The sequence below is a fragment of the Halomonas sp. KHS3 genome, from assembly GCF_000830495.1.
Taxonomy (GTDB): domain Bacteria; phylum Pseudomonadota; class Gammaproteobacteria; order Pseudomonadales; family Halomonadaceae; genus Vreelandella; species Vreelandella titanicae.
The window spans coordinates 117,304-135,612 of sequence record NZ_JWHY01000004.1 but is presented as its reverse complement, the minus strand read 5'-3'; the positions used below and the strand labels follow the sequence as shown (position 1 = coordinate 135,612).

General features: G+C 55.9%; 16 protein-coding genes. 9 read left to right on the top strand and 7 right to left on the bottom strand.

The features are described 5' to 3' along the window. Positions 1 to 38: 38 nt before the first annotated feature. The gene (locus tag RO22_RS11515; protein WP_027959227.1) at positions 39 to 1,454 is read left to right on the top strand and encodes an amidase; all 1,416 of its coding nucleotides are present in this window, start codon (positions 39 to 41) and stop codon (positions 1,452 to 1,454) included. Positions 1,455 to 1,525: 71 nt separating this feature from the next. Here RO22_RS11515 and RO22_RS11510 read toward each other — a convergent pair whose 3' ends face one another. Continuing rightward, entirely contained in the window at positions 1,526 to 1,960 is a 435-nt protein-coding gene (locus RO22_RS11510; RefSeq protein ID WP_009286505.1) for a hypothetical protein, read from the bottom strand. A 270-nt stretch (positions 1,961 to 2,230) separates the two neighbouring features. Here RO22_RS11510 and RO22_RS11505 point away from each other — a divergent pair, with 270 nt between their 5' ends. The 6 genes from RO22_RS11505 to RO22_RS11485 all read left to right on the top strand — a co-directional run bounded on the left by RO22_RS11505 (position 2,231) and on the right by RO22_RS11485 (position 8,792). Further along, positions 2,231 to 3,949: a proline--tRNA ligase gene (locus RO22_RS11505; RefSeq protein WP_027959226.1), complete on the top strand. Its 1,719-nt coding sequence runs from the start codon at positions 2,231 to 2,233 to the stop codon at positions 3,947 to 3,949. 56 nt (positions 3,950 to 4,005) lie between these two features. Beyond that, a complete protein-coding gene (locus RO22_RS24675; protein WP_155705810.1) occupies positions 4,006 to 4,155 on the top strand; it encodes a hypothetical protein in 150 nt (49 codons plus the stop codon). A 180-nt stretch (positions 4,156 to 4,335) separates the two neighbouring features. Next, positions 4,336 to 5,019 (top strand): Cupredoxin, encoded by a 684-nt coding sequence (locus tag RO22_RS11500; protein WP_009286503.1) that lies wholly within the window; start codon positions 4,336 to 4,338, stop codon positions 5,017 to 5,019. A 50-nt stretch (positions 5,020 to 5,069) separates the two neighbouring features. Then, positions 5,070 to 7,439, top strand: a complete 2,370-nt coding sequence (locus tag RO22_RS11495; RefSeq protein ID WP_027959225.1) for an EAL domain-containing protein — start codon at positions 5,070 to 5,072, stop codon at positions 7,437 to 7,439. Continuing rightward, positions 7,436 to 8,314 (top strand): DUF3034 family protein, encoded by an 879-nt coding sequence (locus RO22_RS11490; RefSeq protein WP_223827962.1) that lies wholly within the window; start codon positions 7,436 to 7,438, stop codon positions 8,312 to 8,314. Before RO22_RS11495 ends, RO22_RS11490 begins: the two co-directional genes overlap by 4 nt. A gap of 10 nt (positions 8,315 to 8,324) precedes the next feature. Beyond that, on the top strand, positions 8,325 to 8,792 hold the full coding sequence (locus tag RO22_RS11485; protein ID WP_027959223.1) for a group I truncated hemoglobin: 468 nt from the start codon (positions 8,325 to 8,327) through the stop codon (positions 8,790 to 8,792). Here RO22_RS11485 and RO22_RS11480 read toward each other — a convergent pair. The 4 genes from RO22_RS11480 to RO22_RS11470 all read right to left on the bottom strand — a co-directional run bounded on the left by RO22_RS11480 (position 8,776) and on the right by RO22_RS11470 (position 11,421). Beyond that, the gene (locus RO22_RS11480; protein WP_027959222.1) at positions 8,776 to 9,828 is read right to left on the bottom strand and encodes a sensor domain-containing diguanylate cyclase; all 1,053 of its coding nucleotides are present in this window, start codon (positions 9,826 to 9,828) and stop codon (positions 8,776 to 8,778) included. The two genes, RO22_RS11485 and RO22_RS11480, sit on opposite strands and share 17 nt — an antisense overlap. A 92-nt stretch (positions 9,829 to 9,920) precedes the next feature. Beyond that, a complete protein-coding gene (locus tag RO22_RS25005) occupies positions 9,921 to 10,436 on the bottom strand; it encodes a hypothetical protein (RefSeq protein ID WP_022523727.1) in 516 nt (171 codons plus the stop codon). A 201-nt stretch (positions 10,437 to 10,637) separates the two neighbouring features. Next, positions 10,638 to 10,793 carry a cytochrome c oxidase subunit CcoM gene (gene ccoM, locus RO22_RS24750; protein ID WP_022523728.1) on the bottom strand — a complete coding sequence of 52 codons (156 nt, stop codon included), beginning with the start codon at positions 10,791 to 10,793 and terminating at the stop codon, positions 10,638 to 10,640. 109 nt (positions 10,794 to 10,902) lie between these two features. Beyond that, the gene (locus tag RO22_RS11470) at positions 10,903 to 11,421 is read right to left on the bottom strand and encodes a peptidylprolyl isomerase (protein WP_039858286.1); all 519 of its coding nucleotides are present in this window, start codon (positions 11,419 to 11,421) and stop codon (positions 10,903 to 10,905) included. A 113-nt stretch (positions 11,422 to 11,534) separates the two neighbouring features. Here RO22_RS11470 and RO22_RS11465 point away from each other — a divergent pair, with 113 nt between their 5' ends. Beyond that, a complete protein-coding gene (locus RO22_RS11465) occupies positions 11,535 to 12,896 on the top strand; it encodes an AmpG family muropeptide MFS transporter (RefSeq protein ID WP_041158386.1) in 1,362 nt (453 codons plus the stop codon). A gap of 19 nt (positions 12,897 to 12,915) precedes the next feature. Here the strand turns inward: RO22_RS11465 and RO22_RS11460 are convergent, their stop codons facing one another. Both RO22_RS11460 and RO22_RS11455 read right to left on the bottom strand, forming a co-directional pair. Continuing rightward, positions 12,916 to 14,733 (bottom strand): SEC-C domain-containing protein, encoded by a 1,818-nt coding sequence (locus RO22_RS11460; protein WP_041158385.1) that lies wholly within the window; start codon positions 14,731 to 14,733, stop codon positions 12,916 to 12,918. Positions 14,734 to 14,870: 137 nt separating this feature from the next. Next, positions 14,871 to 16,112, bottom strand: a complete 1,242-nt coding sequence (locus tag RO22_RS11455; RefSeq protein ID WP_027959219.1) for an ABC1 kinase family protein — start codon at positions 16,110 to 16,112, stop codon at positions 14,871 to 14,873. A 212-nt stretch (positions 16,113 to 16,324) separates the two neighbouring features. On the opposite strand from RO22_RS11455, the gene RO22_RS11450 reads away from it, so the two are divergent. Beyond that, positions 16,325 to 18,247 (top strand): DNA topoisomerase III, encoded by a 1,923-nt coding sequence (locus tag RO22_RS11450; RefSeq protein WP_041158384.1) that lies wholly within the window; start codon positions 16,325 to 16,327, stop codon positions 18,245 to 18,247. Positions 18,248 to 18,309: the final 62 nt, after the last annotated feature.

Sequence of the window (18,309 nt, the reverse complement as noted above, 5' to 3'; positions counted from 1 at the left end):
TCCTTTACCCAAGCCCCAGCCTACGTAAGGAGTGTGCAATGAGCGATACCGATCTTGGCAGTTTAGATGCCCAGACCCTAGCTCACTTGTTTGCAAGCCGAGAGGCCTCCCCGCTAGAAGCGACTCGTGTCGCTCTTGATCGAATCGAGCGCTTCAACCCAGACGTTAACGCCTATGTGTATGTAGATGCTGAAGGTGCGGAATCGGCGGCCAAAGCCTCGGCGCGGCGCTGGGGGCAAGGCAAGCCGCTAAGCCCCATCGACGGGGTGCCGGTATCGCTTAAAGACCTGACCCAAGTGGCAGGCATGCCCTGCCGAGAAGGCTCGTTAACCTCTTCTGAAGCGCTATGTGACACCGATGCGCCACCCGCACGCATGCTGCGTGAAGCAGGCGCCGTCATTTTAGGTAAAACCAACACGCCCGAATTTGGCTGGAAAGCCGTGACCGATAACCGTGTCTTCGGTGCCACGGCTAACCCCTGGGATACTCGGTTAACCCCCGGCGGTTCTTCCGGCGGGGCCGCCGCTGCTGCGGCACTCAATATGGGGGTACTGCACCAGGGCGGCGACTCCGGCGGATCCATACGTATCCCCGCGGCGTTCACCGGTGTTTTTGGCTTCAAACCCACATTTGGCTGGACGCCCCAATGGCCTCCAGCTAAAGAACCCAGCCTATCGCACCTGGGGCCGTTAACGCGCACCGTGCGGGATGCGGTTAGCATGCTCAATGTGATGGGCCGTTACGACTACCGTGACCCTTACGCCACCCGCGGGCAGCCCGAGTGCTGGGGGATGGATTTGGATAAAGGTTTAACCGGACTACGGATTGGCTACTCGGCTGATCTTGGCTACGCCAAGGTAGATCCACAGGTTGCCGAACGCGTGCGAGAAGCAGCCGGCAGACTGGAGGCGTTGGGCGCTGAAATCGTCGAAGTGCATCCCGGCTTTTCGTCACCGCTGGATACCTTCCGTAAGCTGTGGTTTACCGCCTCTTTAGAGCAGTGGTCACAAATGGATGATCACCAGCGTACGCTGCTGGATCCCGGCATGGTGGCCAATGCCCGTGAGGCCGAACCCTGGAAAGCCGTTGAACTGTTTCGTGCCTTGGCAGATCGTGCGGAGTTAACCCAGCTCCTGGAGCACTTTAACCAAGAGTATCATCTACTGATGACCCCCTCGGTGGCGATACCGCCGTTTGAAATTAACCAGGAAGTTCCCCTCAGCAGCGATATGCGGGACTGGGAAGAGTGGGCGCCCTTTAGCTATCCTTTTAACCTTAGCCAGCAGCCCGCCGCGTCAGTGCCCTGTGGTTTTACCGATAACGGTTTACCGGTGGGTTTTCAGCTTGCGGGTGGCAAGTATGATGATGTGCGGGTACTGCGTGCCTGCCACGCCTACATGGAAGCGCACCCGCCGCGCTTTCCCAGCGTACCCAATCCTCCCCAGTATGCTTAAACACTTGCACGACATGAAAAAACCCAGCCAAGCGTGACACATGGCTGGGTTTTAGCGATCAATAGCGAACGTTACATCGCTGAGAGTTTCTCTTGGTCTAACACGCCCGACATACGCACCATGGCCAACGCTTCATCCAAGCTGCTCACCTCCTCGATCATGACCAACTCGCTCTCTAAGCTCACCGGCTGACCAGCTGTTTCAGAGAGCAATTTTTCCAGGGAAGCCACATCCATAGCGTCGTCTAAGTGGTGAACATCTACTGAGGCGCTGTTGCGGCCCGGCAGATAGATGGTGCCATTAGAGAAATCCACGGCGTAGGCAATCACTCCGGGTACAATAAAAAACAGCAAACCGACCCCATTGGCGACAGCAATAACCGGATCAATATCACCGCTCAATTGCCCTTTACGCTCAGGGTGAAAAAGCGTACCACAACCACTCAATGACACGATGGAAACGCCAACCACGGCGCCAGTCAACCAGCGACGAACTGCTTGATGCATGAAGGTTCCCTCAAATACAAAAGTAACGATAGTCGATATAGCGTATTGCGCTTGCGTTTTTGCCGACTATCGCGCCACAAAACTCGATCAGTTTAGCACAGCCATCCAAAAGCATAGATCATTTGAACATAAGCACTATTTTGCCGCTTTAACCGCTAGACCGTACAATGTCCCCATTCAACGCTTCCAAGCACTTTTTCAAGAACCCAGCTTTCAAGAACCAGGTTTTCAACAACCCTGTTTTCAAAAACCTAAGGAATGCTCACGCCCATGCGCGCCAGCCAATTACTGATTGCCACTCTCAAAGAAACCCCGGCTGACGCCGAAGTCATTAGCCACCAGCTAATGCTCCGTGCCGGGATGATTCGCCGTTTAACCTCAGGGCTATACACCTGGCTGCCACTTGGCCTGCGCACCCTGCGTAAAGTGGAAGCCATTGTGCGCGAAGAGATGAACCGTGCCGGTGCTCAAGAGGTACTGATGCCCGCCGTGCAGCCCGCTGAGCTTTGGCAGGAGTCTGGCCGTTGGGAGCAGTATGGCCCCGAGCTGTTACGCCTGAAAGATCGCCACGACCGCGACTACTGCGTCGGCCCGACCCACGAAGAAGTGATCACCGACCTGGTGCGCAAAGAGATTGCCAGCTATAAACAGCTGCCGGTCAATTTCTATCAGATTCAGACCAAGTTCCGTGACGAGATTCGCCCACGCTTTGGGGTAATGCGCTCCCGCGAGTTCATCATGAAGGATGCTTACTCCTTCCACCTGGATGAAGCCTCGCTGAAGCAGACCTACCAGGATATGTATGATGCTTACACACGCATTTTCACGCGACTAGGCCTCGACTTTCGCCCGGTAATTGCCGACAACGGCTCTATCGGCGGCACCGGCTCCCATGAATTCCACGTACTGGCCGACTCGGGCGAAGACGATATCGTATTCTCCAACGCCTCCGACTACGCCGCAAACATGGAAAAGGCCGAAGCCCTGCCTGCTCCGGTGGGCAGCGACATACAGCGCGAAGCACCTACCCAAGAGATGCATCTGGTAGATACACCTAATGCCAAGACCATCGCCGCCCTGGTTGAGCAGTTTGATCTGCCGATCGAGAAAACGGTCAAGACCCTCATCGTACGTGCCGCTGAAGGTGGCCTGATTGCCCTATTGGTGCGCGGTGATCATGAGCTGAACGAGGTAAAAGCAGAGAACCTTCCCCAAGTGGCGGCCCCGCTGACCATGGGCAGCGAAGAAGAAATTCGCGCAGCAGTTGGTGCAGGCTTTGGCTCGCTTGGCCCGGTGAACCTTGATATGCCCATTATTGCCGACCGCAGCGTTGCCCTGATGAGCGACTTTGGCGCGGGTGCCAATATTGAAGGCAAACACTATTTCGGCATTAACTGGGAGCGTGATGTTGCCCTTCCCGAGGTGGCCGACCTACGCAATGTGGTGGAAGGCGACCCTTCTCCCGACGGTCAAGGCACGCTCTCTATCAAGCGCGGCATCGAGGTTGGCCACGTCTTCCAGCTTGGCCAAAAGTACTCCCAGGCCATGAACGCCAACGTACTGGGCGACAACGGCAAAACCAGCCATCCTTGGATGGGTTGCTACGGCATCGGCGTGACCCGTGTGGTCGCCGCGGCCATTGAGCAGAACCACGATGAATCCGGCATTATCTGGCCTAACGCTATTGCGCCCTTCCAGGTGGCACTGGTGCCGATGAATGCACACAAATCCCAGCGTGTTCGCGAAGAGTCTGAACGTCTTTACCAAGCACTCACCGCCGCTGGCTTAGACGTCTTGCTGGATGACCGAGACACCCGGCCCGGCGTTAAATTTGCCGACTTGGAGCTGATGGGCGTTCCTCACCGCCTGGTAATCGGCGACCGCGGCCTGGACAACGGCGAACTGGAATATAAAGGACGTCGGGATAGCGAAGCCACCATGGTGCCTGCGGATCAAATCATCGACTTTTTGCGTGAGAAAGCTAGCTAAGGCAGTAACGCTGAGCGGCGCTGGGCTTGTAGAGACAAGCCCAGTGGCGTGAACGTATGGGCACGCCGCTAGCGCGTTTTATTGGTGATGACGTGCAGCGCCAGACGCAGCCTGGGAGAAACCTGGTACCCAGAGCGCGTCATGTATGCCTGGCGGGACACTTGGCGCCAGCCAGCATTGCGTTAAGCACTATCCTGCCCATCTAATCGGTAAAAGCTAACGTGGTCACTGGTGCGAGTGCCACAGCACCTAATAAAACAAAAGCAAAGTTAAGGATAAATCCACAAGTATTGGCTTACCGTTAAGCCAAAGGCATGACTTTCTTGCATAATCCATCCACTATTAGGCTTAACACTTTGCCAGCTTAATGCGGGATGCCAATCTGAATGCCAACACAACAACGTAGCCCTTTTAGTGGCTTTTTCAGCGTATTTACTGCCCCGTTTTTTGTAGTGGCAATCACATCCCTACTTGTCTCCACCGCTAATGCTGCCCAGGTAACGGTGCGTAGTGTTGAAGGTCAACTGCTTGAGGACGCAGTGGTTGAGGTCTATTACGACACCTCAGCAGGAAATCCACCCCAACAAGAGAGTATCTACCAGCGCGATGCCGCCTTTCACCCCAAGGTGCTAACCGTATCGACCGACAGCTATGTGGCATTTCCTAACCAAGATACGACTCGCCATCACGTCTACTCTTTTTCACCGGCCAAAACCTTTGATTTAAATCTCTACCTGCAAGAAACCCCACCACCAGTTCAATTCGACCGAGCGGGCATTGTCGTCTTGGGGTGCAATATTCACGACCATATGCAGGCCTTTATTGTCGTTAGCGACGCTCCCTATATGGCCACAACGGCTGCCGAAGGCACGCTTTTGCTACCTACTCTGCCGCCAGGTGAGCATCGTGTGCGGATTTGGCACCCTCAGCTTGATGACAGCCAACAAGTCTGGTGGGAAGGCGTCATTACCGATACCGACCAATTAAACGTCAGCTTGAAACTCAATGCGCTGCCACCCCCAGCGCCAACACTCTCTCCACTTCAGCAGCGATTTAAAGATGCCACCTAAGCCCCTATCAGTGTTCAGGAGATCGCGATCCGCCACTTAGTGAGGTTGCTATGCGCTTTAGAACGCGCCTGATGCTCGTGCTACTGACAGTGGTGATTGTCTCGCAACTCGCCACCGGGGTGGCGTTTCTTCGTGCGACCCAAAACGACGTCATTGCAAAAGGCTCCCAACGTTTAGAAGTGGGTGCCAATGTATTGGAACAACTGCTGGACGCACGCGGTGAGCAGTTAGCTAATAACGTCGCCATTCTTGCCGATGACTTCGGTTTTAAAAGCGCCGTTTCCACCCAGGACACCGATACGCTCTACTCCGTATTGGCCAACCATGGTGATCGAGCCAAGGCGGATATCGTGTTACTCAGCGGCCTGGATGGGCGTATTTTGGCAAGCAGCCATCACGCGCAAAATAGCCCCATGCCTTTCCCGCAGTTGTTCGATCGAGCCAGCCAAGAAGGCGAAGCTGTTAGCGTCGTCATCGCCGAAGGGCAGCCGTACGAGTTTGCCCTGCTGCCAGTGCGTGCCCCCAACCTGATTGGCTGGGTGGGTATGGGCTTTTTAATCAATGAAGCGGTCACGGAAGAGATTAATGCATTAACCGGGTTGGACATCAGCGTAGTCAACTATCGCGACAACGGCGAGATCAGCTACCTTGCCAGTTCTCATCCCGAGCAACTGGCCCTGGAATTAATGAGCGGGCGTGACGATGAGCTAATCGAAGGTGAATATGCCTTACACAGCCAGATGACGCCGGATGCCGAGTACCTGACCTACGCGTCTCAGCTCTATTCCGATGACGTCAACCAGACCTATGCGTTGTTACAACTCTCACGCAACGAGCTGCTTGGCGCTTACCGCTCGCTGCAGTGGCAACTGCTGGGAATCATTGCTTTGATCCTGCTGTTTACCGTGCTGATTGCTATGTGGAGCGCCCGGAGTATGAGCAAACCGTTAATGGAGTTGGCGAAGGCGGCACAGCGCATTGGTCGCGGCGAACGTTTTACCGAGCTACCCATTGGTAGTGAGCGAAGTGAAACGGGGCTTTTGGCGTCGACACTGATCGCCATGCAGGAAGGCATCGCTCAGCGCGAGGCGACGCTTCATCACCAGTCTCGCCACGACCTCCTTACCGACCTGCCCAACCGCATCAGCACCCAAGAAGATATTAGCCTTTTGATCAAACGCGGTGAGCCTTTTACCTTGCTTCGCCTGGCGATTAACAACTTTCGCGACATCAACGACACCTTCGGCTATGCGCTGGGGGATCACGTGCTAGTCACACTGGCCAAGCGCTTGCAGCACTTTGATGGCTCTGAGAGCACTGCCTACCGACTGGATGGCGATGAATTACTGCTACTCGTCAAGCAGTCGAGAAGCGACTTTGCCTGGCGAACCCGCCTTTTTACAACGCTGCACCACCCTATCGACCTTGATAAATTCCCTATCACGCCGTCACTCTCGGCGGGCGAAACTAATTACCCCGACCATGGCGACAGCCCTCAACTGCTGCTGCGGCGTGCCGACATCGCACTCGATATGGCGCGTCGCCACCGTCACGCCCATCAACGCTATTTGGAAGGACAGGATGAGCATCATTTACGCCAGCTCACCTTGATTCGAGACCTACAGGACGCGGTGGGCAACGGTGAGCTGTGGATGGCCTACCAGCCCAAAGTAAACACACGTAACGGCCGTGTCGATCAGTGCGAAGCGTTGATGCGCTGGCGTCACCCGTCGTTAGGTTTTGTGCCACCCGATGAGTTTATTAGCTTGGCCGAGCGTTCGGGAAGCATCAGCATGCTAAGCCACTGGATGTTAGCCAATGTCTGCGCTCAACTGCATGCTTGGCAGCAGCATGGTTACCACTTATCGGTAGCGGTTAATCTCTCCGCCAGTGATGTGGTGGATCGCCAATTAGCTGCTTATTTGGCTAGCCTGCTTGAGCGCTATCGTCTTGCCCCTGCCCGCCTGAGTATCGAAGTCACTGAAAGTGCCGTTATGCAGGACGTTGATGCCGCCATGGCCACGTTGATGGAGCTCAACCAACTAGGGCTGCGTATCGCGATTGACGATTACGGCACCGGCTACTCTTCCCTAGCGCAAATCAAACGCTTGCCCGTGGATGAACTCAAGATCGATAAATCGTTCGTGTTGGCCATTGATTCCCAAAAAGATGACTTGACGATTGTCAGCTCGACCATCGAAATGGGCCACAGCTTAGGACTGCGCTTAGTGGCCGAAGGCGTCGAGAATCGCGCCAGCGCCGAGCTGTTAAGCAAGCTTGGCTGTGACTTTTTACAGGGCTATTGGATTGCTAAACCAATGCCAGCTGATGAACTCCCCGCATGGTTGGATAATTTTACGCCGCTCTCCTTGCCCCACCCGATGTCTTCCTTACTAAAGGCGTTCCAGAGAAAGCCATGATGTTATTTCAATCTATGTTTTCACCATCCAGTTCACCCTTTCGGCACTTTTTTTTCAGCTGCCTTGCGGTCTGTTTAGCGCTTGCGGCCATGCCCTCCTATGCCGGTAGCCGTATTGTAAGTACGGGCGGAGTGAGTGCTATTGAAGGGGCCGCGGGGGGTGGCTTATCGCCTTGGGCAGTGCTGGCCAGCACCGCCAGCGAACAGGAAATCGGCGTCACTGCCGCCGCTACCCATGCCTGGGTGGACGATTATCGGCTAACAGTGACCGGCGCAAGCCTGAATGTTTATGACCGTATTGAAGTCTCAGTGGCGCGTCAAACGCTTGATCTAGACACCCTGGGTGGCGAGCTAGGCCAGGATATTTACGGTGCTAAGGTGCGCTTGCTCGGTGATGTGCTCTATCACCCTTGGGGCATTTGGAGTGTTGGGATGCAACATAAACGACTGGTTGATGGCACCATTCCCACCGCCCTCGGTGCCGATAAAACAAGCGGTACCGATATGTATCTTAGCGCCAGCAAGTTGCTGTTTAGCGCTGTTGCCGGGCGCAATGTGCTATTCAACGCCACCCTGCGCAATACCAATGCCAACCAGGGCGGTCTGCTTGGCTTTGGCGGCGATCAGAGTAGCCGCTCGTGGATGGCCGAGGGGAGCGTGGGCGTTTTTATTACCCCGCAATGGGTTGTCGGTGCAGAGTATCGTCAGAAACCCGATAACCTAAGCGTAGCTAAAGAGGATGATTGGCAAAGTCTCTACAGTGCCTACTTCTTCAATAAGCACTTATCACTCACGGGCGCGTGGTTGAACTTAGGCGACATTGCCGGCCTACCTTCCCAACGCGGCGGCTATCTTTCACTTCAGGCAGCTTTCTAAGCGGGGCGCTATGAGCTTTCCACACAAATGCAAGCGGACACACCGTGGTTTAATAACGGTTACTTTTGCAACAATCGCAATTACGCTCGCAGGCTGCACTCATCAGTCAGCCACTCAATCAACAACGCTTTACGAACGGCTTGGCGGTCAGGGCACTATCGACACGGTGGTCGAGAATCTCTTATACCGAATTGCGGATGATCCCGAAGTAGTGGTGTTTTTTGCTAACACCAATATCGATTTATTTGCTGAATCCCTGGCCAGCCAGCTATGCGATGTAAGCGATGGCCCCTGCCACTATGAAGGCCCGCCGATGGATCGTGCTCATCAACATATGGGGCTAACAGATGCGCATTTTAATCGCTTGGTGGAACATCTCGATGCGGCTATGCAGGCGGAGGGTATTGCCCTTGGCGCACGTAATGAACTGCTGGGCAGACTCGCCCCTATGTACACAGACGTTATGCGTCTTCAGTAACCTGCCAACCGTCACGGCCCATCGCTTTTACCCGGTAGAGTGCTTTGTCGGCGGCTTCGTAAGCGTAGGGAAACGTTGCTTCATCGGCTACAAAACAGCTCCCGCCAACGCTTAACGTCACGCCTTTTTTATCCGGATGGGCAGAGTGGGCAAAATCAGCTTCCCGCAGCCCTTCAATTAGCTGACGACAGTAACGCTTCAGCGTGTCAGTGTTCGGGCAGTGAAGTAGTGCCGCGAACTCATCGCCTCCCAAGCGGTAGAGCTGCGCTTCATCATTCAGCGTTTCACCAATCAATGTGGCCAATTGGCGCAAAAGAGTATCGCCTTGCGGATGCCCATAGGCATCGTTGTACTGTTTAAAAAAGTCGATATCGACCAGAATCAGCCCTAACGATTGATGCTGCTTCGCCAACACATCCTGGTGTAAAGCGCTGCGATTGCCAATCCCGGTGAGCGGGTCGCGCATGGCACGCTGCATCCACTCGAAAGTCTCTTGGGTGGCGCGATCTGCGCGTCTTAGCTGGCGCTCATGGAGCCACCAAAACGCCAATCCCATCACAAAGATCAATAAACTGGAGTAAGTCAGCACCTGACGATGCTGACGGGTGCTTTCGGAAAAATCGTTAATCGCTGCGCCCCGACGATCAAGCTGATCCATCTCAATATGGGTTAAGCATTGAATCGGTGCGAACAACGCCATCGCCGCAGCGATACGGTCAATGCCCCGCGCCACGAGCAGCGCCACCAGCCGATCCAACTCCTTCAAACTAGGCTCAACGCAGGTATATTCACGCCGATAAATGTGCACATCGGCTAAGCCGTAGGCCAGGTCAATATCCAAGGCTGCGGCATCCAGCGCATCTTGCTCTGCCTGGTCACTCAATAGCTCGGATTGGGCATTTTGTAGGTAGACCCGTGCCCGAGTAGAAAGCTGCTGACCTGTAAGGCTCCCCGTCTGGCTGAAATAAGCCTGTATTTCGGGGTATACCCAGCGCGATTCATAAACAATCAACACCATAAGTGCCAAAAAGCTCATCAAGCTCAATGATAACCACGTAAAATAGCGGTGCTGGCGAGCTAAAGGCCGGGGACGAACTGTGGGCTGCGCGACGGGCCTAGTTTTGGATGTCACCACTTCGCCTCTATGCTACGAATCATCCAGATCCAGTCATTGAACTCACGCAGGTTTTCTACGTCGCGATCACCCTTGCCCTGATTATTGTAGTCACGCTCTACCAGCCGCACAGGGCCTCGCGTACGGATGGTGAGCGGATCGCCATCCTCAGAGCTAATCAGGTACCAGTTAGGGTCGTCCCACCCTTCTAAGGTAACCTCGTAGTCGTCCCAAGCGGTAAAGTGAAGCGCCGGGGGCACTTCGCCAAACTGTTCAATCAGAAAGGTGCGAAACTCGACGCCCTGCATCTCCACATCGCGCCCTTGATAGGGGTCATAGAGTGTAAACGTCGTATCAGACATGTCGTGCAAGTCACTTAAAGCGACCTTTTGAGTGACATCGCCGTTGATCATATTTACTGCCTGGGCAAAGGCAGTCGCGGGAAGTATTATGCCCACGACAATTAACGCGCACGCTAACCGATCACGTACACGACCCCACGGGCTGTGGTGTAAGGCAACTGCGTTCATGACAAAGCATCCTAGTGTAGTCATTGCTTCAATGGACTTTACCAGAGCACGCCTTGCATTGCTCATTAACGCACGCTATGCGATTGCAACTTTTCAGCACATTTCAGGCAAAAAAAAGCCAGCCCATGGTGGGCTGGCAACAGGAGGTTTACTGCGATAGCAAACCCCCTCCCCTGACAAGGTTTACATGAGGTGGGAAAGCTACTTTTTACGCTCATCTTTACGTAGATGATCACGAATCACGAAGCCCACCCACCCCAGCATAAAAACGATTACTAACGCGACGGTCACTAAGCCGAAAATAACTGTGTCATCCCAATACATGGTGAATCCCCCCGCCGTGATGTATGCGTTCATACTAGTCACTCAACGGCAGAAGAATGCTGACCTAGATCAAGTTACGGCAGGCGGGGGAAGGCGGTTAAACAGGAAATTGATACTGATCAATTTTTGGGCGTGATTAGCACTACAGCACCTTGCGGTCTTCGACTTTACTGTGTTCGGTACCTGGTGGTAACGGATGGCCTTTGGCTAATTCTGCACGGGTAGCTTCGCGTACGTCTAAAATGGTGACTTTATAGTTCAGCGTGCGCCCGGCCAGGGGGTGATTGGTATCGACGGTGACGCGGTCGCCATCGACTTTGAGTACCGTAACAATTTGCGGCCCGGCTTCGCCCTCAGTTTGAAAGCGGCTGCCCGGTTCCAACTCAGCGTTACCAAAAGAGCCACGGCTGACTTCCTGAACCAAATCTTCGTTACGCACACCGTAGGCATCTGCGGGCATTAGTTGAACGCTAAGCTCGGCGCCAACGATTTGACCTGCTAGCGCACTCTCCAACCCTGGCACGATATTGTCGTGACCATGCAAATACTCTAGCGGCTTATTGCGCGCTTGGGAGTCATCCAATACCTGCTTGCTGCCATCGTTGAGCACGTCGCTGAGGACATAGTGCAAGGTAACTACCTGATGCGCCGTAATCGACATGGAAAACTCCTCTCCGGTAAGCTGTCGGTTTTGTGATAGCACTTTGTGTTAGAACACTGCCTCAGTTTATCACTTGGCCGTTGCCAGCGTCTTTCCACCAGGAGTAGCGTTTAATGTTAAACCCCACCCCCCAGCGCACTTGGCTTGCTGCGCTGGCTATTTATTGTCGTGCACCCGTTATTACCATGCTGTTTTTGGGGTTTTCTGCAGGCCTACCCTTTTTATTAGTGTTTTCAACACTCTCCGCCTGGCTGCGTAGCGACGGCGTGGAGGTAGCGGCAATTGGCTTTTTTGCCTGGATTGGCATGCTCTACTCGATCAAGTTTTTCTGGGCGCCGGTGGTAGACCGGTTAGCGCTCCCGATTTTGACCCGCGCCTTCGGCCAACGCCGCGGCTGGATGCTGTTAGCCCAGGGGTTGATCGTTGCGGGGTTAGTGGGGCTGGCCGGTTTGAGCCCGGTGGGTAATCTCGGCTGGGTGGCCCTCTTTGCACTGCTGGTGGCGTTTGGCTCAGCGACGCAGGATATCGCTATCGATGCCTATCGCATTGAGTCCGCCGATGACGATGTTCAGGCCGCCATGGCCTCGACCTATATTATTGGCTATCGCGGTGGCTTACTTGCCGCCGGTGCCGGCGCACTGTATATCGCGGCCTCTGCCTCTTGGGATGTGGCCTACATGAGCATGGCGGCGCTAATGGGCATTGGCGTTCTCACCGTGCTGCTGCGCCCTGAACCGAAGCGCGCTTCGCTTTCTATTCAACTTATCCATGAGCCTAAGGTACGGGCGTTTATTCGCGCCAGCCGCGGTAAGCCCAAACTGTTACGCCGCCTGGGTGCCTGGAGCGTTGGTGCGCTGGTCTGTCCGTTTACCGACTTTTTTCGCCGCTATGGAGTGAAAGCGCTGTGGATTTTGGTGTTTATTGCCGTATTTAGAATCAGCGATTTGGCCATGGCCTCCATGGCCAACCCGCTGTATATCGACCTGGGCTTCTCGCTGGCAGAGATTGCTAACGTGACCAATATATTCGGCATTGCGATGAGCATTACCGGTGGAATTCTAGGCGGGCTATGCGTGGCGCGCTACGGCATTGGCCCGCTGCTGATCTTCGGCGCGGGGTTAGTGATGGTGACTAACCTGCTGTTTGCCGTGCTTGCCGTGGTGGGTAATCAGTTGCCCATGCTGGTGGTGACGATTATCGGCGATAACCTTGCCAATGGCTTAGCCAGTGCGGTGTTTATCGCCTTTCTTTCCAGTCTCACATCACGCGCCTATACTGCAACGCAGTACGCGCTGTTCTCATCACTAATGACGCTGCCAGGAAAGTTTTTGAGCGGTTTTGGTGGGCTGGTCGTAACCTCTCAGGGCTACCCAAGCTTCTTTGTCATCGCAACGTTACTGGGCCTTCCCGCCATTATCTTGGCAATTTGGATCAGCCGGGACAAGCAGCTAGTGCCTACCCCCAAGCCTGCTTAAACAGGCTTGAAGGTTTAGGCTAGCGATGTGTTTCGAGCCAGTCCAAGGCCCCTGGCGTAGTCCGCCACTGATCGCGCATCAAGGTGCGGTACTGCCACGCTTCCGCCCGGGAGCCGGGGTCAACCTGACCATCGGGGTGAGGCATGGAAGGCCGCGGGCTCTCTGCACAAATTAGCTCTAACGCGTAGCGGTTATGGCCAAGCACATCGCCTAGCGCCGCTTCTGCCGCCTCACGCTGCTCTAACCGATAGAGTGCCAGGGCTTTACCCATCAAAAGCCCCAATACCAGCGAGCCGTCGTCGTCACTCTCTTCCGCAAGTGCCAACGCTTCCTCGTTGCGATCATCACGTAGCAACTGGTCAAGTACCAGCTCCCGCAGCCCTAAGCTATCTTCCTGGTCGATCAGCAGTAGCTCTTCGGCCAACTCGCGGGAGTGCTGACGCGCCCCGCGCTCCATGCCGACCACCAACGCGAGCCCTGTGCGTAGCAACATGGCGTTGTTGGCATCGTCCCAGCACAGGTTGCCATCGCCTTCGGCGCGGGCTTGTTCCAACCAGCGCGAGAGGCGAAGCGCCAGTGGCTCCAGCAGGCTTGGGGCCATCCACGGCAGGCTGCCAAAGCGGCTGGTGAGCGCCAACGTTAAGTCCTGCACAACCTGTGGGGCGTCCAGCCACTCGGGATGTGCACAGAGTGCCGACATCCACTCAATGGCGTTGCCCCAAGGGTCATCGCGGAAGCCCAACGCTACGTCTTCATCCACCAGCACCTGAAACTGCTCATGCCAGGCGGCAAACAGCGTCTCTTCACGAGCACTGGTGTTGTAAAGCAATCGGCCACTTTCAGGGTCGGCGCTCACATCGATTTTGGGGGCAGTGGGCAGCGCGGCCAACAGCGCCTGAAGCGCCACCAGCGGCGTGGCCAGATCCTCTTCCGCACTCAGCAACTGATCGGCAAGCGTCGCGCCGGGGTTATCCGCCAACGCGGCTAAAAAATCCAACTGATCTTCATCCAGATCACCCTGTCGAACCAAGCGGCGATACCAGAAATTAGCGCGCTCTTTGGCTTCCTGTTCGTGGCCTTCATGCAGTAACAGCATGGCTTCAATGTAGGCCAAGGTAGGCGAATCGGGTAGCGCCTGCTGAGCCTTCACAAAGGCACCGCGGGCACTATCCAGGTCATCGTTATCCAAGTGCATCAGGCATAAACGCTCAAGAGCCACGCCACGCAAAAACAGCGGCCCCCGCTCCATCACATCATCAAGCAGGTCAGCACGTTTACGGCTAAAACCGCGCTCTTGATAAATATCCAGCAGGATTTCAAAGGCAGGCTCGGCCTGCTCAGGCAGCCGTGACCAGTCACTACCATCGAAGAGTGATTCAAGGATTTGCATAGCGCGGCCCGTCTGGCCGCTTTCAGCAGCAATCAACCCGGCTTCCAGTAGCGCTTGAGCCGGAGCCTGTTGGCTATCCAACGCGGCTTTCAGGGTCGCGCCCTTCCATTCGCGCAGCGAGAGCATCCACATCATCTGATCGGGGATCTCAGTGGGAAACTCGATCTGATAGCAACACTGCTTGAATTTGCGCCCTGAGTCACACCAGCACGGTTCATTACGCCCCGGCGTGGCGAGGGGCTCACAGGCAAAGTCGAGCCGCTCTAGCGGTGTTTGCGACCATAGCACCGGCGCCAGCGCCTGGGCCATAGCCACATCACCTTCAAAGGAATCCGCGCCTTTGGCACGCACCCAGGTCATAAAATCCGGATAGTGTTCTTGTTGCCTGATTGCCGAGAGTGCCCCGGAGGCGAATCCCAGCAGCTGATCGACCCATACCGCCAGCATTGCCGTCTCCATGTTGTGACAGGATGGCTTGTTAAACGATGTCGTGTTCAACGATATCGAATTAAACAACGACCTGTTTAAAAGCGGCATAGTTTAGCATGAAGGCCGACATGGTCGCAGTGGCAATCGGTTGATCATTAATAGGCTCGATGTAATAGCGGAAGCGTGCGCTCGTGCATATTCAGTCGCGCGCCCAAACGCACTAAATTCCAATAGTGGCCGTTCAGCGCCCGGGAAAGCAGCAGCGTTTCAGCAGGAGGCTGTAGTCGATCCATCGCCGCCCACACTTTAGGGGTTAGCTCGCGCAGACGACGGTGCACCCGCACATCGCTGAAATCCTGCTCGCCCGGCTCAAACAGCGGCGCGATACATTCAGCAGATTCACGATAGAGCGCCAGCGGCGCGCCCTGCCCCTGGCGGCCACCCATTTGCATCAAGGCTTCGTCCATCCCCATGGGGTCATGCTTCAAGGTGGCATCCAACAGCTGCATCATCGCCTTTATGCGCGCATCGGGGACCGCAATTACCGCGCCCAAATCGTAAATCACCAGCCGCCCTTGGGCATCGGCGGCGAAATTACCCGCATGGGGGTCGGCGTGTAGTTCGCCGTAGGTAAACAGTTCTTGGGTAATCCAGTCCGCTAATGTCTCGGCAATGCCCTGGCGCGTCTCGTCATCTGCCTCGGCTAATTCGCGCAATGGCGCTCCTTCCACGTAGCGCATCGCCAGCACATGGGGGCCGGAGAGCGCTGGCAAAGGCTCGGGAATCACTAGCCGCGGGTCATCCTTATAGCGCTCACGGTAGCGGGCCAGTGCATCGGCTTCGGCGTGGTAGTCCAGTTCCCCACGCAGGCTTTCAGCAAGCTCTTCAAATAGGGCATCCAAACGCGCCTGGGGCACTTTGAACCAGCGGCCTAAACGCATAATGCGCCGCACCTGAACCAAATCGCTCTCCAATACCTCGGCTAGGCCGGGGTACTGCACCTTGAGTACGACCGTTTCTCCCTCATGGGTGGTCGCGCGGTGAACCTGCCCCATGGAGGCGCTGGCAAAGGGGCGCTCCTCGACTTCGCTGAAATAGTGGTCAATGTCGCCGTACTGCTGAACCAGCGCTTCATGAATACGTGGCCAGGGCATCGGTTCGGCTTGGCGCTGCAGGCGGGCAAGCTCCTCGGCGAGATCGGGCGGTAGCAGATCGTCCCACTGGGACATAATTTGGGCAAGCTTCATGGCCGGGCCTTTAAGCTCTGAAAGCCCCTCAAACAGCGCTTCGCCCAGGGCTCGCCAATCCGCTTGGCCACCTAAACGGGTTTTCAGCAGCGCTCCACCGGTGCGTGCACCCAATCCCATTAAACGTCGTGTTCTGCCTCGATCACGCATTGATGATGCCCCTTAAATACCAACCCTGACCATCAAATAGATGGCTATCGAACAGTTTCCTGGCGAACAAAACTATTTGTACATAATTTATACAACTTAACAGTATCAGCAATTTACCGCATCACTATATTGACCTGCCCCTCTGGCGCCAATGCTGGTCAGCGTCTGCTACCATAGGCGCCATCAAAGGATACGATGAAGGCTTCGCTGCTATGCGCCTGATAATTGCCGAAAAACCCAGCCTCGCCCAAGCCATTGTCGAGGCGTTACCGGGCACTAGCAAACGCCAGGAGGGCGCGGTGCTATGTGGCGACACCACGGTCACTTGGTGCTTAGGGCACTTATTAGAGCAAGCGCCACCGGAAGCCTATGACCCCGCTGACAAACAGTGGCGGCTGGATCGGCTCCCTATCGTGCCGCAGCAGTGGAAGTTGATGCCACGCCCCAAGGCACGTGGGCAGCTCGCGGTGATTCGCAAGCTGATCAAACAAGCCACCGATGTGGTTCACGCGGGTGACCCTGACCGCGAAGGTCAGCTGCTGGTGCAGGAAGTGATCGAGTACATGAAGTACCGTGGCCCGGTACAACGGCTGCTGATCAGCGACCTCAATAAACCTGCAGTGAGCCGGGCGCTTGCCAAGCTACGCTCCAACGCCGATTACCAGCCGCTGTTTCAGGCAGCCCAGGCCCGCTCTCGCGCCGACTGGATGTATGGCATTAACCTAACCCGTGCCTGGACACTCACCGGCCGACAAGCGGGGCACGACGGTGTGCTTTCTGTCGGCCGTGTGCAAACCCCGGTACTGGGATTAATCGTGCGCCGCGATAACGCCATCCGTGATTTTGTGCCCCATCCGTTTTATCCACTATGGGTGGATCTCAAGGTTGCCCAGGGTCAACTGCGCGCCTGGTGGGCGCCCAAAGAGCACCAACCCCTCGATGATCAAGGCCGTTTGATTGACCGCAGGCCCGCCGATGAACTGGCGGCTCAGTTACCCGGCGCATCAGGGCAACTCACCAAGCTCGACCAGCAGGAGAAACGCCAGGCACCGCCGCTGCCCTACTCGCTATCAGCCCTTCAGGTAGATGCCGCCCGCCGTCATGGGCTTTCCGCGCAGATGGTGCTGGATATTTGCCAGCGGCTCTACGAGCGCCACAAGTTGATCACCTACCCGCGCTCCGATTGCCGCTACCTACCCGAGGAGCATCTTCAGCTTGCCCAGCGCAGCCTGACCAGTGCTTGCCAAAACGATGATGCGCTTCAGCAGTGGCTGAATGGAGCAGACTTTACCCTGCGCTCCAAGGCATGGAACGATAAGCAGGTCGGTGCCCACCACGCCATTGCCCCCACCGGAAAACCGGCAGATTTCAGCCAACTCTCCGCTACCGAAGGCAATGTGTTTCGGTTGATCGTGCGCAACGTGATGGCGCAGTTCTACCGTCCTCTGCGCACCTTCGAAGTCAAAGCCGAATTTACGCTGCTTAATGAAGCCTTCCGCGCCCGCGGGCAAAGCATTCTCGACCCCGGCTGGAAACCGCTATTCACTACTCGGGATGAAACACCACCGCTGCCACCACTCACTCAAGGTGAGCCCTGCCAGGCGCTGGGCGCAGGCGTAGAGGAGAAGGAAACCCGCCCACCGGAACCATTCACCGATGCCAGCCTGATCAAGGCCATGATGAACATTGGCCGCTACGTGGACGACCCGGAAGTGCGCCGTACGCTTCGCGACACCGATGGCCTGGGCACCGAAGCCACCCGGGCGGGCATTATCGAAACCCTGGTACAGCGCGGCTACCTGGTACGCCAGCAAAAAGCCCTGCGCGCCACCAAGCTTGGCACTGCCCTAATCGCCGCCCTTCCCAGCGCCGTAAGCACGCCTGAACGCACTGCGCTATGGGAACAACGCCTACGGGCGATTTCCGAACAGCAGGACGACCCTGGCGCGTTTCAGCAAGCGCTGCTGGATGATTTACGCGGCCTGCTCACCCACAGTGACGCTGCCAAGCTCAGGCAGAGCCTGCAAACCGCCCAGGGTGAGGCCGGTGGCCCGCCGAAACGCACGGGTAAGCCGAGAAAGAGCTATGCAAGAAGGAAAAGCCCCAGTGGAAGAAAGAAGGCTTCCAACAAATAATAATTATACCGTCTGGATGTAGTTCCCTGATTATAAAAAGGCGAGGCCTTACCAGAGGAGTT

Excerpts from the sequence above, each read along its gene's own strand:
- RO22_RS11515 (WP_027959227.1), top strand. The coding sequence starts at position 39 with ATGAGCGATACCGATCTTGGCAGTTTAGATGCCCAGACCCTAGCTCAC.
- RO22_RS11510 (WP_009286505.1), bottom strand. The coding sequence starts at position 1,960 with ATGCATCAAGCAGTTCGTCGCTGGTTGACTGGCGCCGTGGTTGGCGTT.
- RO22_RS11505 (WP_027959226.1), top strand. The coding sequence starts at position 2,231 with ATGCGCGCCAGCCAATTACTGATTGCCACTCTCAAAGAAACCCCGGCT.
- RO22_RS24675 (WP_155705810.1), top strand. The coding sequence starts at position 4,006 with ATGGGCACGCCGCTAGCGCGTTTTATTGGTGATGACGTGCAGCGCCAG.
- RO22_RS11500 (WP_009286503.1), top strand. The coding sequence starts at position 4,336 with ATGCCAACACAACAACGTAGCCCTTTTAGTGGCTTTTTCAGCGTATTT.
- RO22_RS11495 (WP_027959225.1), top strand. The coding sequence starts at position 5,070 with ATGCGCTTTAGAACGCGCCTGATGCTCGTGCTACTGACAGTGGTGATT.
- RO22_RS11490 (WP_223827962.1), top strand. The coding sequence starts at position 7,436 with ATGATGTTATTTCAATCTATGTTTTCACCATCCAGTTCACCCTTTCGG.
- RO22_RS11485 (WP_027959223.1), top strand. The coding sequence starts at position 8,325 with ATGAGCTTTCCACACAAATGCAAGCGGACACACCGTGGTTTAATAACG.
- RO22_RS11480 (WP_027959222.1), bottom strand. The coding sequence starts at position 9,828 with ATGAGCTTTTTGGCACTTATGGTGTTGATTGTTTATGAATCGCGCTGG.
- RO22_RS25005 (WP_022523727.1), bottom strand. The coding sequence starts at position 10,436 with ATGAACGCAGTTGCCTTACACCACAGCCCGTGGGGTCGTGTACGTGAT.
- ccoM (WP_022523728.1), bottom strand. The coding sequence starts at position 10,793 with ATGAACGCATACATCACGGCGGGGGGATTCACCATGTATTGGGATGAC.
- RO22_RS11470 (WP_039858286.1), bottom strand. The coding sequence starts at position 11,421 with ATGTCGATTACGGCGCATCAGGTAGTTACCTTGCACTATGTCCTCAGC.
- RO22_RS11465 (WP_041158386.1), top strand. The coding sequence starts at position 11,535 with ATGTTAAACCCCACCCCCCAGCGCACTTGGCTTGCTGCGCTGGCTATT.
- RO22_RS11460 (WP_041158385.1), bottom strand. The coding sequence starts at position 14,733 with ATGCTGGCGGTATGGGTCGATCAGCTGCTGGGATTCGCCTCCGGGGCA.
- RO22_RS11455 (WP_027959219.1), bottom strand. The coding sequence starts at position 16,112 with ATGCGTGATCGAGGCAGAACACGACGTTTAATGGGATTGGGTGCACGC.
- RO22_RS11450 (WP_041158384.1), top strand. The coding sequence starts at position 16,325 with ATGCGCCTGATAATTGCCGAAAAACCCAGCCTCGCCCAAGCCATTGTC.